Origin of the sequence: Halobacillus aidingensis (assembly GCF_900104185.1) — a bacterium.
Lineage (GTDB): Bacteria > Bacillota > Bacilli > Bacillales > Halobacillaceae > Halobacillus > Halobacillus aidingensis.
The window spans coordinates 112,771-129,688 of record NZ_FNIZ01000009.1; the positions used below are offsets into that span (position 1 = coordinate 112,771).

Below are 16,918 nucleotides of genomic sequence, written 5' to 3' on the forward strand. Positions count from 1 at the left end.
TGGATGTGAGTATATAGGTCAATTTTAGTCAAAAATGCATGAAAAATCAACTATGACCACTCTTCATTCTGTGTCTATTTTTCGAACTTTCTCTATAATTGATCGCGCCAACATAAAGCAATGTAACTAATATCGCGCCACCTATAAAAATGGCTGTCGATAAGAAAGCATTCCAGTCTTGCTGGGACTTTCCTTTGACGAGCTCTGTAATTTTTTCACTGAACTTTTCCCGACCAGTAATAGAATCAATAACCGATAATTCATGCAGCGCTTGATTGGCTTCTTTCATTTTTGCCCCGTCTACATAATTCATAACAACAGGACGTATCATGTTCCACTCCTCTTCGATATCTTCAAGAGGAACAGAAGAAACAGAACGGTCTGAAAAATGCTCCAGCTTTTCTGCTATGACGGGATAGGGATTTTCGGACGAAGTAACTTCGAGAAAAGTAAGGAGCCCCTCCTCCCACTTGGTTTCTTCAAGCTCATCTGTTGAACTATAGAGGTCGAGGTGTGTCCATGTTTCTTTATGGTGATCCGGCAGGGTTTGGACATATTGTTCCATTTCCGCATATTTACTATTCCAAAGCCGCTCAGCAAGGTCAAATTTTTCATCAGCAGCTAACCGGCGGTATTGTGATGCAAAAGTTTCCCAATCAGAAGGTCCCTCCGACCATGAATGTAAAAGGCCCGATGGTACGAGTGTGAAAATAAGGGAACAAATGAACAATAACACGGCACGTCCCATTTCACTTCTCCCCTCTCACAAGTATTATTTCATTTTATGAGAAGGAAAGGAAATTTAGACTGGGTATTTTCTTTTTACAGATAAGACGTAGGCACAAAGAATACATCCGATACTAAGCCAAAATGTAAAATATCCGATTTCGTCCATATACTCTACAATAGCTGGATACACAGGCATTTGACCGAATACATAATCAATCACATCATTGTGAAGCGTCCATACGGCAGCAACGGCAATATGCCTCATTTCTATTTTATAAAAAGGAGCATACAGAAGCCCTTGAACAGCCATAGCTCCATGTGAAAAAATTAACATATAACCGGTCCATGGAAGCGATCCATATTCTAATAAAGTCAAACCGTTCATAACGACTGCCCATACTCCATATTTTAAAAGGGTAATGATGGCAAGTGCTTCTATGTAGGGAACATTTTTTCCAAAAATATAAAACCCCAGGAATATAGTAAAGAACAAACTGGCTGTCGGGCTATCAGGAACGAACAGCAGAAATATAGGTTCGGTCACAGAAAGCTGAGGTTCATACCATATGTATCCGTAAATGGTTCCAAATAAATTAATGAAGAAAAGCATGATTAAAAATGATCGGTTAGTCAATAGGTAGGTGATCATTTGTTTCATGTTACCTCGTACCTCCAATACAAATGTAGCCGCGCTTTTGAAAAGCGCGGCTACATTGAATTAAGTATCTAATTACTCTTCAGATCCAGAACCTTCTGAATCACTGGAGCCTTCATCTGAAGATCCTTCTTCAGAACCTTCACCAGAAGAACCCTCCTCAGATCCCCCTTCGGATCCTTCACCGGAAGATTCTCCGCCTTCACCACCAGCTTCACCGCCGCCAGCTTGAACGACGAATTCAGCAAGTTGCTGAAGCTCTTCATCGCTTCCGCCAAAAATACCTGAAGGCATCTCACCGACACCGTTTACAGCAATATCTTTGACTTGGTCCACAGTCAATTCAGCATCAATCAAGGATGGATAGTTTCCTTGTCCTTGCAGAGCATCCCCGTGACAGCTCAAGCAGTTCGCTTCATAAACTGCATATCCAGGATGTTCTTTATCGATCGTTGATTCAACCGCTTCCACGTTGACTCCGTACTTTTCCGCACGCATTTCATAATCAGCATGAGAAACAGACTCATAAGTCAACCAGAATGTTGCGATAAAGCCTAAAAGCATCAATCCGACAGCAATCGGACGCTTATGAGGGCGACGTTCTGGCCCGCGATCCAGGAATGGAGCCAGCAGCAAAGCACCGAAGGCTAGGCCTGGCATAACGATGGCACCGAGAACGATGTAATCTCCACCTGCGAATTGATATTTTAGAAATTGATACAAGAATAAGAAATACCAGTCCGGCAATGGAATATAACCTGCGTTGTTCGGATCCGCCTGTTGCTCAAGTGGTGATGGGTGAGCAGCAGTCAGAATAAGAAATCCAATCAAGAAGACAGATCCTACGAGCCACTCCTTCAACAAGAAGTTAGGCCAGAAGGCTTCTGTACGGCCTGGGTATTCCGAATAGTCTTTTGGTAAGTTGGCTTTTCGTTCAGCCGTGATTCGTGAATCACCGACGAACTTCATCCCTTTTCCCCTATGCACAGCTTTCCCTCCTTTTTAACGATACATTTTATAGTGGTCCGGAAATTCCTTGTTTACGGATTAAAATGAAGTGGAACGCCATCAATCCGAAAAGTGCAGCCGGCAAGAAGAATACGTGAATAGCAAAGAAACGTGTAAGCGTTTGTGCACCAACGATCGATGGATCTCCGGCTAGTAACGTCCGAATTTGGTCACCGATAAATGGTGTTGCTGCAGCGATTTCAAGACCGACCTGAGTCGCAAAGTAAGCCTTGTTATCCCATGGTAGCAGGTATCCTGTGAAGCCAAGTCCCAACATGACGAAGAACAAGAGTACACCAATGACCCAGTTCAACTCACGAGGCTTTTTGTAAGCTCCCTGGAAGAATACCCGTAGCGTATGTAAGAATAACATGACGATGACGAGACTCGCTCCCCAGTGGTGCATACCACGGACGATTTGACCGTAAGCAACCTCTCGTTGCAAGTAATAAACAGATTTCCAAGCGTTTTCAATGTCCGGCACATAATACATGGTCAGGAACATCCCTGACAAGATTTGAATGACCGTTACAAAGAAAGTCAATCCACCAAAACAGTACACAAATGCTGAAAAATGGTGTGCTGGGTTTACGTGTTCAGGAACCTCGTGATCAGCGATATCACGCCAAAGCGGGGTGATATCTACACGCTCGTCCACCCAGTCGTAAATTTTCTGTAGCATGTATTATACCCCCCCTCCTGAATCTTTCGTTTCACCTAGGTAAAGCATACCTTCTTCAACTTTAAACTCGAATCGTGGCAGTGGTGCCGTCGGTGGAGTTCCTGGCACGTTGGTTCCGTCTTTCGTATAACGGCCAGCGTGACAAGGACAGAAGAATTGGTTCGGGTACTCCTCGTTGGAAGCCCAGTCGACCGTACATCCCAAATGAGTACAAATTGGTGATAGTGCTACAATTTCATCATTCTCGTTTCTGTACACCCATGCCGTTTTCTGAACTTCTGATTCATACCAAGCATCCACTTGATCGATCGTCCACTCAAAACGCTGCGGTTCATTCGTAAGTTCATCAACGGAAGCTACGGAGACGAAATCTCCACCTTCTTTCGTTTTCAATACTGGATCGATTGCAAAACGAACCATCGGTGCAAGCATTCCGGCTGCCATGAAACCGCCTACACCAGTAAGTGTGTAGTTGAGAAATTGGCGTCGGGATACTCGTTTTTTATCGCTCATTCTTTTCCCCCCTCTATGCTGTAATCCATGCGACATGGATTGATTACACACAGTTTACTAGGACATTACCATGATAGCGCAATCTTAAGGCGCGGTCAATAAATTATCAAACCTTGTCGGAACTTTTATCCAGTTACCAATAGGCCTGGATCAAATCACTGATCTGATGGGCTTGCTCCCGAACGAACGACTGTGTTTCTGTAGACTGAATATCGCCAGAACCCATGCCAGGCACCCATAGGACGTGTCCTTCAAGTTCTCCTTCGTATTTTTTCCATTTACTGTCGAAAGTAAAAAGAAAAACGTGATGGAAAGGTTGCTCTTTGAACTTATGAATCCAACGATTGATCCTCTCTTTTTCGTCAGCTTGTGATCCTTCAAGATAGTAATAATCAGGCGCTAGGAAGATCCTCCCCTTGTATTCTTTTTCGATCAGGTTCGTAAACACTTGGTTCAACTCCCGCTGGAAGGCTTGCTTTACCATGTGTTGGTCGTTCCCCGGATCAAATGGAATCAAGGGAATGATTACGGTATCAATATACTGTTTTTCAGGTATGTATTGCGTAGTATCTGCTTTTGTCCATCTCATAATTCATTTCATCCTTTATCTATGTATCATTTTCTTTTTATTTTACTATATTTAAACAAAAATGAAAGCCGGGACCTCTTCATTTGAAGGTTCCGGCTTTCATATCTCATAAAAATGCATTCAAATCCTGCTTGACTTTCTCAAGCTTTCCGCATAATGCTTTAAATTCGTCTCGCTCCCCATTGATCAGAGCTTCGTCGATTCGATCTTCTATGCTTTTCTGCCTATGTTGTAAAAGACTGACAGACAACAGGCGTTCCGCTTCATTTTTATCTCTGTCATTTAAGTAGTAGTCTTTTGGAAGGTAAGGGTTTTCCTCTAGTACGAGAGCATATTTCGAGCATTGCTGTGCATTCTCAAAGTTCATTTGAATATAGACAGGTTCTCCTTGATTCATCCTTAAATCATGAAACGACTTCTCGGCGTCATTCGTCATAACCTGGCCTTTATAAAAACGGAAAGGTGGGTCAGAAACACCCTGGGCACTGATTTCCATGCCACGCGGACAAAACTTCACTTCCTGAACAAAATGGACACTAGACAAAAGAGATTCATGGTTCATTAAATAATTCAGAATCCAAACACTCTCTCGCTTTTTCAACTGAAAGTGATTCAAAAACCAGCGGACAAAGTCTTTTTTCTCATCCACAGAGATTGGTGTTTGCATATGGGCGCCCCTCCTGCGCTTTATTAATCAGCTCATTGTTCTTTCAGCCGCTCTACGAAGTCCTCAATTTCTGTATCTGTAGGGTCGATCGCCAGGTATTCTTCAAAAATCTGTCGTGCTTCAGACATCCTTCCTTCTTCTACAAGGAAATAACCGTAAGATTTCAAGAAGTCTGTGTCTTCCTTCAAGGAAGGATACGCTTGTTGATACTGTTCATAAGCCTCCTTGAATCTCTCTTCCTCTTCATAAGCCTGAGCGAGTTCCCACAGGTAATTCGGATCTTCCTCTCCCATCGAGATCAACTCGTTGATCAAATCGATGATCTTATCATTCATATCATCAGCTTTATAATTTTCAATCAGGAAAAGAATGGCTTCTTTATATCCAGGATCCAAAGCAACCGCTTCTCTCATCCACTCGTAACCTTCTTCTTTATTTCCCTGTCTATGAGATAACGTACCGGCAAGATGATAGAGTTCCTTGTTGAATTCATCTTTTGCGAGTCCTTGTTTAGCCATATCCAATGCTTCCTTCGGCATACCTTCTGAATCATAAGCTTGAGCCAAGTGAGGATAAACCGATTGGAAGTAAGGGTCCTTTTCAATCAACTCTTCCCAAACGTGGATGGCAATGTCATTACGATTTGCCTGGTAAGCTACGAAACCATAGCGAAACATGACATCAGGATTATCTTCTTCGACTTTTTGGAAATACTCAAGTGCTTGTTCAAATTCTCCATTAGCTGCATAAGCCTCGGCCAGTCTTGTTGCAACTTCAATATCACCAATGACCGGCTGATGGTGCATGGCATTTTCATAATAAGGGATACTCTTCGAATATTCCCCATTGGAGAATGCGAGCTCTCCTAAAGCAAAATCAATGATGGCTGAATTCGGCTCCACTTGTTTAGCCATTAGTAACTTCTGTTCAGCTACTTCATAAAGCCCTTGAGCCTGATAAAGATCCGCAAGCTGCACGAGCGCTTGCAAGTAGTCTTCATCTTCCGGCCCAAATTGGTCCAGCAGTTCAATCGCTTCGTCATCTTCATCAAGGTCAATGTGGATCTCTGCCATCATGACTTTCAGTTCTTGTTCTTTAGGATAGCGTTGTATCAGTTCGTGCAACACCATCTTAGCTTCTTCGAGCATCCCCCATTGCATGTATAGTTCAGCAATCGTGAACCTCTCTTCTTCATCTGCTTCTGGCAAATATTGTGTTAGAGTTTTTATCGCATCTTCCGTCTTGTGGGCTTCCATTTGACGGATGGCTTTTTGAATTTCCTCCATGATGACATCCTTTCCGTTTAAACAAAATGCTTGTGAATCTTCACTTGTATGTGGGATCCAGGCTTTTCATCGATGACCTTCTGGTTCACCTGTTTCACCTGTCCATTCATAACCGTTACATTAGGAACAGAATTATGATATCTAAAATCATCCGCCTCTTCAAACGTTCGGTCTTCTGAAAAGCGATAAAGGTTATAATCCGCATACCCTCCAGGGACGATTCCGCCTTTGTGAGGGTAGATCCCGCTGTCTTTTAAATTTTTCAAAGAGAGTATTTCATCATCCTGTACATCTGTTAGCTTTATGATACCATACTGTTCGCAAAGTGAAGACCACAATTCTGCATAGTTGTTCGACGTATTCTCTGTATCTTTGACGAACATTGTCAACGGCATTCGTTTATAAGCCTGCGCCTGAGCTACCCATTCCCAACAAACCTCAGTTAGTTCTCCTACAGACTGCACTTCCACACATAAAAAGGGGCTTCCTTTTCTGGCAAAAAAACGGACCATTTCTGGCCGCAGCATCTTTGCCGGCACAACAGGTATGACCATATAATCGAGAGGCAGTGATTGACATCGATTTAAAAATTGGTCATATTGATTTCGGTAGTGACGTAAACTAGTCACTAGGTGTTGTGTGAGTAACAAGGTACACCCTCTTTTTATGTAGCGATTCCCTGTGTCGGTTACGGAGGGTGAAAAAGCAAGCGGCTCGTTAAGATCCATCATCACATGTCCTGGGCTGACGTGAAATCCATCCACGACCATCAACGTATAAGGCTCTTTTCCAGTCCGGTCTCTGACAAACTTCTCTTTCTTAACTGTGCATTCACTAAAACAGGGGCCTTTGTCATTTTCAACATATCCTTGAAACCAATAAGCTCCCATACGATGAAACCTCCAAGTAGGCTTTTTATATCGTATGAGAGCTTTACATAAACTATGAAGTTAATTTAATTCAGGACTTGATTTAAGTCTGTGAAAAATGAAGGATAAGAGATGTTGATACAATCTTTGTTCTTGACGATGACTTCTCCCTCACAAATTAAGGAAGCGATCGCACCCATCATACCGATACGATGATCTCCAAAAGAATCGACGGATCCCCCTTTTAAAGGTGAGCCTCCCTGGATAACCATTCCATCTTCTTTGGCTTGAACATCCGCGCCTAAAGTAGTAAGCGTCTCGACGACAGCTTCAATTCGGTCCGTTTCCTTGTAACGCAGTTCTTCCGCATCTTTAATGATCGTTTTTCCTTCTGCCTGCGTCGCTGCCAGAGCAAGGATCGGGATTTCATCAATCACATTCGGAATAAGGTCTCCTTCTAAGGTCATTCCTTTTAGCCGGCTGTGACGGACAACGATGTCACCAACAGGTTCACTTCCGATATGTGTATGTACATGGACCTCTATATTCGCTCCCATTTCTTTCAATGCTCTTACAATCCCGTCACGCGTCGGGTTGAGCCCGACATCCCTAATTATTAATTCACTATCAGGAACAATCGAAGCGGCCACGAGGAAAAAGGCTGCCGAAGAGATGTCACCAGGAACTTTGATATCGGAAGCAAAAGGCTTTTGTCCACCCTTGATTTTAATAGACCTGCCCTCCACTTCTACATCCACCCCGAATTCAGGAAGAAGCATTTCCGTATGATTTCTGGTTTCCCCAAGCTCTATCACTTCAGTTTCTCCTTCTGCCAGCATACCTGCTAATAGCAAAGCAGACTTCACTTGAGCACTTTTCACTGTCAATTCATGGCGAGTCCCCTCAAGATTTTTCCCGCGGAAGGCAAGTGGGAGCAAGGAGTCATCTTCACGCCCTCGGATCTCCGCTCCCATCACTCTAAGCGGTTGGATGACACGGTCCATGGGGCGCTTGGACAATGACTCGTCTCCGAATGCTGTCGTGAATAAAGGAAGACCTGCAAGCACTCCGCTCATTAGCCGTGCCGTTGTCCCTGAATTTCCGAAATTGATCGGTTGGGAAGGTTCTCTTAGGTGGGAAATCCCTTTTCCATGAACCGTAATCTTATTCCCTTCCTGCTCGATGTTAACCCCCATGAGGCGGAAGGCTTCGACCGTTCTCAAACAATCTTCACCGGTAAGAAAATTCGTAATGACAGAAGTTCCTTGCGCCAATGCTGAGAAAATGACGGATCGGTGGGAGATGGATTTATCACCAGGAACAGATATTTCCCCTTTCAGTCGTTTATCTGTTGGTTTCAACTCAATACTGGACATAGGAATCCTCCTCTACTGTTGGATCATTACTTCGTATTGGTAGTGATCTAATATTTCTTTACTCTTCCATTGTTCTTCACTTGTAGCAAAGCTGATTCTCAACACTCCGGTAATCCCTTCCCGAATTTCAAGGATTTGAATATTTTTAATGCTGATGGCTTCTTCCGCCAGGATTCCGATCACATCACGGATCGCACCTGGTTGGTCATGGATATCAACATAGATGTCATAGAAAGATGGGATGGCTCCTTTGTCTTTTGTTGGGAGGCCGTCTCTGTACAATTTAGCATCAGATAAATACTTGTACGTTTTCTCTTTCTCACCTTCGGAAAGATAGATTTTTATTCTCTCCATCTCCCCGATCCAGTCATCAAGCATGGAAATGAGGAGTTTTTTATTTTGAAAGAAAATATCCTGCCACAATTTCGGATTACTGGAGGCGATTCGAGTAATGTCTTTGAATCCCCCTGCCGCCATCTGTTTAATATATGGATGTGTGACTTCCCACTCTTTTGCCTGATGGACGAGTGAAGAAGCGATTAAATGCGGAAAATGAGAGATGACCGCGGTCATCTCATCATGTTCTTTCGTTGTAAATGTCACGAAACGAGCCTTCGTTTCTGATAACAAATCTTTAATCACATCCGCTTCCTTTTCATCGGCATGCACAGATGGGGTCAACACATAAATCGCATTCTCGAACAGATGTGGTTTCGCAGCCGTATAGCCATGTTTGTGCGAACCTGCCATCGGGTGTCCACCTACAAAGGAAAGGAAAGGATGTGTTAATCGGTTCGCCGCTTCCAGCACCTGGTTTTTCACAGAAGAAACGTCTGTCACTAGCAACGGTTTTTTCAAATCCATAGACTCGAGCTTTTGAATGTAGTCGATGGTAATGGAAATGGGTGTAGCTAAAATGCAGATATCTGCTTCCTGAGCTGCTTCTTCAAAATTGAACGAGGCCTGATCAATGACCCCTTGCTTCAGAGCCATATTAAGGGTTTCTTCATCCCCGTCCATTCCAATGATGAATACATCCTCTTTCTTAGAGACGTTCATAGCTATAGAACCACCGATGAGTCCTAAACCAACGATGAGTATTTTCTGCTTCATTGTTCATCAACAGAAGCGAGCTTTTGCTTCATCGCTTCCTGGATCTCCTGCATGTCTTCTTTCTTCCCAATGGTTAATCGAATGGTATTCGGTAAACCCAGCGCTTCCCCGGAGCGTACGATAAACCCTTTTGTCAACAAGTATTCGAACATTTCATCACCACTGCAAGGCAAATGAATCAAAAGGAAATTTGCCTGAGTGTCGAAATATTTCAATCCATGATCATCACAGAATTGCATCAAAGCTTTTTTGTTTTTTCGGTTTTCATCAACCGTTTCTTCAATGAACTTCTGGTCATCCAAAGCTAACAGAGCAGCCGCTTGTGCAACTGTTGAAGTGTTGAAAGGCTCGCGGGATGGTTCAAGAATTTGAATGACCTCTGGGTGACCGACACCATAGCCGATTCGTAAACCTGCTAAACCGTATGCTTTAGAGAAAGTACGGAGTACCATCAGGTTTGGATAGCGATTCAATGCCTCTATGGAATCAAAAGCATCATCCGCTTCCAAATATTCGTAATAAGCTTCATCAATGACAACAAGAACGTGATCAGGCGTCCGTTCCAGAACAGACTGTAATGTCGTTAGATCGATATGGACACCTGTCGGATTATTCGGCGTGCAAATCCAAAGTACACGTGTCTGTTCATCAATATTTTGAAGCATGCCTTCTAAATCATGGTGACCATCGACCAGTGGGACTTCTCTAACTTCCGCACCTTCAATCAACGCATTATGGCGATACTGTGGAAAAGTTGGTGTCGCCATAACTGTATTGGCACCTGGCTCAAGAAAAGTCCGGCAAATGATTTGGACCACTTCATCTGAACCATTTCCGAAGATCAACTGGTTCTCTTCCACACCGATGAAACGAGCGACTTTCTTTCTAATTTCTGCGCCATATCCATCAGGATAGATTTCTAAATTCGAGATTAGTTTCGGCAATTCTTTCTCCACCACGGGAGAAAAACCAAATGGATTTTCATTGGAAGCAAGCTTAACGATCCGATCCAAACCGAACTCCTTCTTTACTTCCTCTATCCCTTTACCCGGCTTGTATGGTTTCATGTTTTTTAGAATGTCTTTGGCTTTCATTGGGATACTCCTCTCAACTCTTTAAATCTGGTCTCAGTTGTTTTGCATGATTATGATAGATATGCTGGATATCTTTTTGTGCAATTTCCGTCTGTACGGTCACCATGACCCTGATACACTTCTCAAGACTACCAGGCACCGGAATTTCCCGCATGCACATCACCGGAACATACGTCCATCCATCTATTTTTCTCAGGGACTTTGCAGGGAAGGCATCATTCAAATCCTCTGTCACTGTAAAATAGACCGAAACAACATCCGTTGCTTCAATTTGGTTGGAAGCTATGACATCTTGGAGCAATTGATAGGATTGTTCTACAATTTCATCATGTTCATTTCTTTCAACCGTTGTCGCTCCCCTTACACCTCGAATCATCATTCTCCACTCACCTCATTAATTAAAAGAGACATCTGTTCTAGTAATTGCGCCTCCTCGATTTCCACCACATAAGGGTCACTCAGTTCATGGAGGAGGACAAAATTGATTTTCCGCCTCAGTGTTTTCTTATCCAACCTCATTCTCTCCAACATTCGATCAGGTCGGATCCTGGTTAAAACGGAAACTGGATAATTATTATTATCCAGCCATTCCTTATACGCTTGTATAGGAAGCTGGGCCCCTTTAAGTTCGTTACTCAACTTCATCATAAATAGCAGTCCTACGGCAACAGCTTCCCCATGGGTGATCTCCCCGTAACCCAGCTCCGCTTCAATCGCATGAGCAAGGGTATGACCTAAATTCAAATACTTCCTGATTCCAGCTTCTCTTTCATCTTTCTCTACGATCGAAGCCTTCACCTGGATCCCTTTCATTATATCGCTCTCTAACTGGTTCACTGAAAGTTCGGAAAGTTTTCCTTTTAGCAGGCGATGCGCCCAGTCTTCGTCACTGAGAAAAGCATGCTTGATCACTTCCCCATACCCGGAACGAATTTCGCTCTCGGGCAAGGTTTCCATCGTTTCAATGTCATAGATTACTTTCACTGGATGATAAAAGGAACCAATTAGATTTTTCCCTTTAGGGTGATTGATGGCCACTTTACCGCCTACACTGCTGTCATGGGCTAAAATCGTAGTAGGCATCTGGATGTAATCAATACCGCGTAAATACGTGGATGATACAAACCCTGCCAAATCCCCGATCATCCCTCCACCAAGGGCGATAATAAGAGATTTGCGATCCAATTTTACATCCACACAACTGTCAAGGAGCTCTTCGTACCTGACCATACTCTTCGAAGACTCTCCTGCAGGAACGACTGCCGTAAAAACAGGAGCTGCTTCTGATAAACTTTCCTTCACATCCTGCAAGTAATAATCCTTAACCGTACTGTCTGTAATAACTAATATAGACGTGTAACCGGATGAAATGAATTCAACCAAATGATGCCGTAGACCTTTTCCAATCAATACTTCATAGTCATGACTACTGGATCGGACCGTGACAGAAGCCATTAAAATTCACGTACTTCCTTGCGGTAATCATCGACAGCACGTTTGAGACGTGGAAAGTAATCGGCTGGAAATTCATCTGTAATGGCTTTAGCCAGCTCAAAAGCTACGATATGCTCCATTACGACAGAAGCAGCCGGAACGGCACAGGAATCGGACCGTTCAATACTTGCATTAAACGGTTCTTTGGTTTCGATATCCACACTCTGTAGAGGTTTGTACAAGGTAGGGATTGGCTTCATGACCCCTTTAACGACAATCGGCATACCCGTCGTCATCCCACCTTCAAAGCCTCCGAGGCGATTGGTACGACGGTAATATCCTCTTTCTTCGCTCCATAAGATCTCATCATGGACCTCGCTTCCGTTTCTACGAGCGGCTTCGAAACCGATCCCGAATTCAACCCCTTTATAGGCGTTAATACTCATTACAGATCCAGCGATTTTCGCATCCAGCTTTCGATCATATTGAACATATGAACCGATTCCAGGTGGCATTCCTTCTACATACACCTCAGTTACCCCGCCGATCGAGTCTCCTTCTTTCTTCGCTTCATCAATCGCATGCATCATTTTCTCTGCCGCTTCTTCGTCAAAAGTACGGACAGGCGATGCCTCTGAAATTTCTCTCCGTTGTTGTAAAGTTAGGTTTTCATCAACCTCTGACACAATACCTGCGATTTCACGCACATAGCCTGTCACTTCAATGCCAAGCTCCTTCAAAAGCACCTTAGCAACGGCTCCTGCCCCTACTCGTGCTGCCGTTTCCCTTGCTGAAGAACGTTCGAGTACGTTTCTCATATCTCTATGACCGTATTTCATTCCACCATTCAAATCTGCATGACCTGGACGAGGTTTCGTTACCGTACGACGGATCTTTTGCGTTTCCTCAGGTAGAGGATCTTCGCCCATAATGTCCGTCCAGTGTTTAAAGTCATCATTATTTACGACCAAAGTGATGGGAGAGCCAAGGGTGTATCCATGACGAACCCCACTTGTTATTTCTACTAAGTCTTTTTCGATTTGCATACGTTTCCCACGCCCGTATCCGCCTTGGCGTCTGATCAGTGATTCATTTATTTGCTCTCTCAATAAAGGAAGATGAGAGGGGATTCCTTCGATAATCGTTGTCAATTGCTTTCCATGTGATTCACCAGCGGTTAAGTAGCGCATAAACGTACCTCCTATGTATTCATCCCCTTGTAGGGGGTGTTCTAAATTTTAGATACTACTATATCATATGGATGTAAATTTGTGTCGTCAAAATATCGGAATTTTTATAAAATAAGATTAGAAAGCGTTTACGATCACTTATTTTTGCCATTTCCTATAAAAAAACGTGTCAAAAATTTCAAATCCGTGGGTTTGTGGAGAAAAAATCTGCTCCGTGCTCCCGACGAAGAAGATGCCCCCATCTACGAGAGAATGGCTGAAGTTTTTGTAGATGCTCTTCTTCGCTTCTTCCGTAAAATAGATCATCACATTGCGACAGACGATGAGATCAAAATCCTTTTGGTAACGGTCAGCTAAAAGGTTGTGCTTTTTGAAGGTGACACTATTTCTAATCTCATCAATCACTCGATAAGAGCTTCCTTCTTTTCTGAAGTATTTTCTAAGTATATCTGGTGATACTTCCTTCAATGATCTTTCATGGTACAGGGCTTGTTCTGCTTTCCTTAAGGCATTAACGTCGAGATCTGTCGCAAGGATCTCCACTTGTTGAAGAGGTATGTATCGACTCAATATCATAGCCAATGTGTACGGCTCCTCGCCGGTGGAACATGCAGCACTCCATATCCGTAACTTCTTCTTTTGTTGAAGCAAATACGGAATGACTTTTTGTTCAAGTACTTCAAACCTCTTCCTATTCCGGTAAAATTCAGACACATTGATTGTCATACGATCTAGTAATTCATCTGACAACGATGAATCGTTTTCCAGGGCGTTGTAATAGCTTTTGAAATTATGATAGCCTCGCTTTTCCCGTAAAGAAGTCAGCCGTCGCTTCATTTGAGCTTCCTTGTACTGCGATAAATCGATTCCTGTTTTTCGATGGACTTTCTCTATGAATTGTATGTAATCCTGACTCATCCCCAAAACTCCCTCTGCTTATTCCCTATAAGCGTACTCCAGCATCTTCAGGTTGTAAACGAGTAACCTCTATCATTCAAAAAAAGCTCACGATTGTGGAAGACTCGGTTTCGAAATGTTTGTGAGGTGGGCCGGGTCATCCCCCTCCGCCCCTTGCCATTTAAGTATCTCGAAACCACTTCAATAAATAGTCGAGATTCTAAGTATTAGCGTGTAGATCCTAAGAGTGTATATTCTCCACTGAAAGCCTGATACAGAATGCTTGATTACTATAGGACATGGATCGTGGAAGACCCTCACACTCCGCCAAGGGGTTCGTTTCTCACGTCCATTGAATGGGGTGGTTGGGAAGCTGGCGAGACCCTGCAGTGCGAAGCACGAGGAGGCTTGCCGTCATCCCCGCAGGAAAGCGAGTAGCTTACCCACCACCTCTGGCTCTTTGCATGGCAACGAACCCCGGTTATCTTGAAAATAAGTCTTCCGCAATCCTGCCATATTGTGAACAGCATTTTTTATGTTGATGAAATGAAAAAAGCCACCTTTGGAAGGTGGCTTTTTTCATTAGTAGATCCAGTTGAGTGAATCTTTTTCATAATCGACGAGTTCCTTTTCATCAAAGAACAAACCGATTTCTCTTTCAGCACTTTCTTTCGAATCAGAGCCATGGATGACGTTTTTCCCTACTGTTACACCATAATCACCACGGATGGTTCCTGGAGCAGCCTCAGCAGGCTTTGTAGCTCCCATCATTGTACGTGCCGTTGCAATTACATCTTCGCCTTCCCAAACCATTGCGAAGACAGGACCTGATGTGATGAAGTCTACGAGCTCACCGAAGAATGGTTTTTCCTTATGTTCACCATAATGCTCTTCTGCAAGTTCTGTAGGAATAGCCATCAACTTGGCCCCTGCCAGTTTAAACCCTTTGCGTTCAAATCTTGCTGTAATGTCACCGATCAAATTGCGTTGTACACCATCTGGCTTAACCATCAAAAATGTCTTTTCCATGACAAACACCTCATCTTATGTATAGTGTGAAAGCGCTTTTAATAAGTGCCATAAAAAAGTCTATCAAACAAAGGCAAGAAAGGCAATAGATTTATGCCCTTCTTTTACCAATATACTTCGCAATCCCTTTCAGGGTCTGTTTAGCACGGTTCGCCGGTAACTTGTTCAAGGATTGATAGGCTTTTTCCAAATAGCGGTCGCTCAGTTCTAATGACCGTTCGATCGAACCATTAGACTGCACTTTTTTGATCAAGTGTTGAAGTTGATCAGATGTCAGATCCTCTTTCTCCTGGAAAGCAACATCCAATTCCCTCTTGAACTCTTTTTCTTCCATAGAAAAAAGTACAGGTAAAGTAATATTCCCTTGTAGAAGATCACTGCCTGCAGGTTTACCTAATTCTTTCTCAGATGCTGTAAAATCCAGAACATCATCGATGATTTGATAAGACATACCGACATAGTAGCCATACTGATAAAGCGCACGCTCATGAGCAGGATCTGCATTTGCGGCTATGGCACCGAGTCTACAGCTGGCAGCGATGAGCAACGCGGTTTTCCTTTTGATCCTTCTGAGATAGGTGCGTAGGTTCTGTTCGATATTATATTTATCCCGGATCTGTTCAATTTCCCCTAAACATAACTCAACCATTGTCCCAGCAAGAATCTGGTGAGCACGTGGGTTTTCAAGCACAGATAAATTTTCAAGCGACCTGGCAAAAATGTAATCTCCCGTGTACATAGCAATCCGGTTATCCCAACGTGATTTAATCGTAGGTTCCCCTCGCCTCAGTTCAGCTTCATCGATCACATCATCGTGAACAAGGGATGCGGTATGTATGAGCTCCAAAGAAACAGCGACTGCTTTCATACGCTCAATATCATAATGCCCGAATTTACCGCCAAGCAAGACAAAGACAGGACGGATCCGTTTCCCTCCTGCTTGTAACAATTGGCTGGATGCTTCTCTGAGTACTGGATTGTCAGATTGAATCGTATCGTTTACAGCCTCTTCGATTACCGCTAGGTCATTTTTAAGAAAAGAGTAAATCATTGCTAGTTTCATGGCATTTCATCCTTAGTTATTGCTTTTCCCCCATATGCATGGCTGCAACGCCGCCCGTATAGGATTTTACTATTACATTCTTGAATCCGACTTCTTCAAACATCGCTTTCAGTTCCTTTTTTCCAGGAAAGTCTTTAGCTGATTCATGAAGCCAGCTGTATTCTTGATAACTTTTGGCGAAAAGCTTGCCAAATACAGGCATAATCTTTCCAAAATAGAAATAATAGAGCTTTTTAAAGACCGGGTTGGTTGGTTGTGATGTTTCTAAACAGACAACTTTCCCTCCAGGTTTTACAACACGATGCAATTCTTTTAAAACTTGTTGATAATCAGGTACATTCCTTAAACCAAAGCCAATGGTGACAAAGTCGAACTGGTCATTTTCATAGGGCAAACTCATGGCATTCCCATGCTGGAACTCCACTTGCTTCACTCTGCCAGCAAGCTTTTTTTTAATTCCAACCGATAACATATTTTCACTGAAGTCAAGGCCGATGACCTTTCCCTCTGTACCGACCTCATTCGCTAATGCCATCGTCCAATCACCCGTACCACAACAGACATCAAGCGCACGGTCACCCTTTTTAACATTCATTCGTTTCATGACATCTTTACGCCATAACCGATGTTGTTGAAAGGAAATGATTGAATTCATACTGTCATATCGATCATATATTTTTTCGAATACGTGATGTACTCTTTCTTCTTTTGATTGTGGTTCCAT

Annotated in this window: 19 protein-coding genes; all 19 read right to left on the reverse strand. The window is 43.2% G+C overall.

The features are described from left to right. Positions 1-46: 46 nt before the first annotated feature. Positions 47-748, reverse strand: coding sequence for a hypothetical protein (locus BLS23_RS10805; RefSeq protein WP_089652565.1), 702 nt, complete (start codon positions 746-748; stop codon positions 47-49). A gap of 54 nt (positions 749-802) precedes the next feature. Further along, positions 803-1,378: a lipoprotein heptaprenylglyceryl N-acetyltransferase LhaT gene (gene lhaT / locus BLS23_RS10810; RefSeq protein WP_167356072.1), complete on the reverse strand. Its 576-nt coding sequence runs from the start codon at positions 1,376-1,378 to the stop codon at positions 803-805. 81 nt (positions 1,379-1,459) lie between these two features. After that, complete coding sequence (locus BLS23_RS10815) at positions 1,460-2,371, reverse strand: menaquinol-cytochrome c reductase cytochrome b/c subunit (protein ID WP_089652567.1); 912 nt, start codon at positions 2,369-2,371, stop codon at positions 1,460-1,462. Between the two features lie 28 nt (positions 2,372-2,399). Continuing rightward, a complete protein-coding gene (gene qcrB / locus BLS23_RS10820) occupies positions 2,400-3,074 on the reverse strand; it encodes a menaquinol-cytochrome c reductase cytochrome b subunit (RefSeq protein WP_035504929.1) in 675 nt (224 codons plus the stop codon). A gap of 3 nt (positions 3,075-3,077) precedes the next feature. Beyond that, entirely contained in the window at positions 3,078-3,587 is a 510-nt protein-coding gene (locus BLS23_RS10825; protein WP_089652568.1) for a QcrA and Rieske domain-containing protein, read from the reverse strand. 133 nt (positions 3,588-3,720) lie between these two features. After that, entirely contained in the window at positions 3,721-4,176 is a 456-nt protein-coding gene (locus BLS23_RS10830) for a YpiF family protein (RefSeq protein WP_089652569.1), read from the reverse strand. 106 nt (positions 4,177-4,282) lie between these two features. Continuing rightward, positions 4,283-4,843 (reverse strand): ReoY family proteolytic degradation factor, encoded by a 561-nt coding sequence (locus BLS23_RS10835; protein WP_089652570.1) that lies wholly within the window; start codon positions 4,841-4,843, stop codon positions 4,283-4,285. Between the two features lie 32 nt (positions 4,844-4,875). Next, a complete protein-coding gene (locus tag BLS23_RS10840) occupies positions 4,876-6,129 on the reverse strand; it encodes a tetratricopeptide repeat protein (protein ID WP_089652571.1) in 1,254 nt (417 codons plus the stop codon). Between the two features lie 17 nt (positions 6,130-6,146). After that, positions 6,147-7,019 (reverse strand): hypothetical protein, encoded by an 873-nt coding sequence (locus BLS23_RS10845; protein WP_089652572.1) that lies wholly within the window; start codon positions 7,017-7,019, stop codon positions 6,147-6,149. 65 nt (positions 7,020-7,084) lie between these two features. After that, positions 7,085-8,374, reverse strand: a complete 1,290-nt coding sequence (gene aroA / locus BLS23_RS10850) for a 3-phosphoshikimate 1-carboxyvinyltransferase (protein ID WP_089652573.1) — start codon at positions 8,372-8,374, stop codon at positions 7,085-7,087. 12 nt (positions 8,375-8,386) lie between these two features. Next, the gene (locus BLS23_RS10855) at positions 8,387-9,487 is read right to left on the reverse strand and encodes a prephenate dehydrogenase (protein WP_089652574.1); all 1,101 of its coding nucleotides are present in this window, start codon (positions 9,485-9,487) and stop codon (positions 8,387-8,389) included. Next, a complete protein-coding gene (gene hisC, locus BLS23_RS10860; protein WP_089652575.1) occupies positions 9,484-10,581 on the reverse strand; it encodes a histidinol-phosphate transaminase in 1,098 nt (365 codons plus the stop codon). The genes BLS23_RS10855 and hisC overlap by 4 nt, the downstream gene beginning before the upstream one ends. 13 nt (positions 10,582-10,594) lie before the next feature. Further along, positions 10,595-10,957, reverse strand: coding sequence for a chorismate mutase (gene aroH, locus BLS23_RS10865; protein WP_089652607.1), 363 nt, complete (start codon positions 10,955-10,957; stop codon positions 10,595-10,597). After that, on the reverse strand, positions 10,957-12,036 hold the full coding sequence (gene aroB / locus BLS23_RS10870) for a 3-dehydroquinate synthase (RefSeq protein WP_089652576.1): 1,080 nt from the start codon (positions 12,034-12,036) through the stop codon (positions 10,957-10,959). The genes aroH and aroB overlap by 1 nt, the downstream gene beginning before the upstream one ends. Then, entirely contained in the window at positions 12,036-13,205 is a 1,170-nt protein-coding gene (gene aroC / locus BLS23_RS10875) for a chorismate synthase (protein ID WP_089652577.1), read from the reverse strand. The genes aroB and aroC overlap by 1 nt, the downstream gene beginning before the upstream one ends. 138 nt (positions 13,206-13,343) lie before the next feature. Then, complete coding sequence (locus BLS23_RS10880; protein ID WP_089652578.1) at positions 13,344-14,123, reverse strand: CheR family methyltransferase; 780 nt, start codon at positions 14,121-14,123, stop codon at positions 13,344-13,346. 561 nt (positions 14,124-14,684) lie between these two features. Next, entirely contained in the window at positions 14,685-15,131 is a 447-nt protein-coding gene (ndk, locus tag BLS23_RS10885) for a nucleoside-diphosphate kinase (protein WP_089652579.1), read from the reverse strand. A 91-nt stretch (positions 15,132-15,222) separates the two neighbouring features. Beyond that, on the reverse strand, positions 15,223-16,194 hold the full coding sequence (gene hepT, locus BLS23_RS10890; RefSeq protein WP_089652580.1) for a heptaprenyl diphosphate synthase component II: 972 nt from the start codon (positions 16,192-16,194) through the stop codon (positions 15,223-15,225). Positions 16,195-16,210: 16 nt separating this feature from the next. After that, complete coding sequence (locus BLS23_RS10895; RefSeq protein WP_089652581.1) at positions 16,211-16,918, reverse strand: demethylmenaquinone methyltransferase; 708 nt, start codon at positions 16,916-16,918, stop codon at positions 16,211-16,213.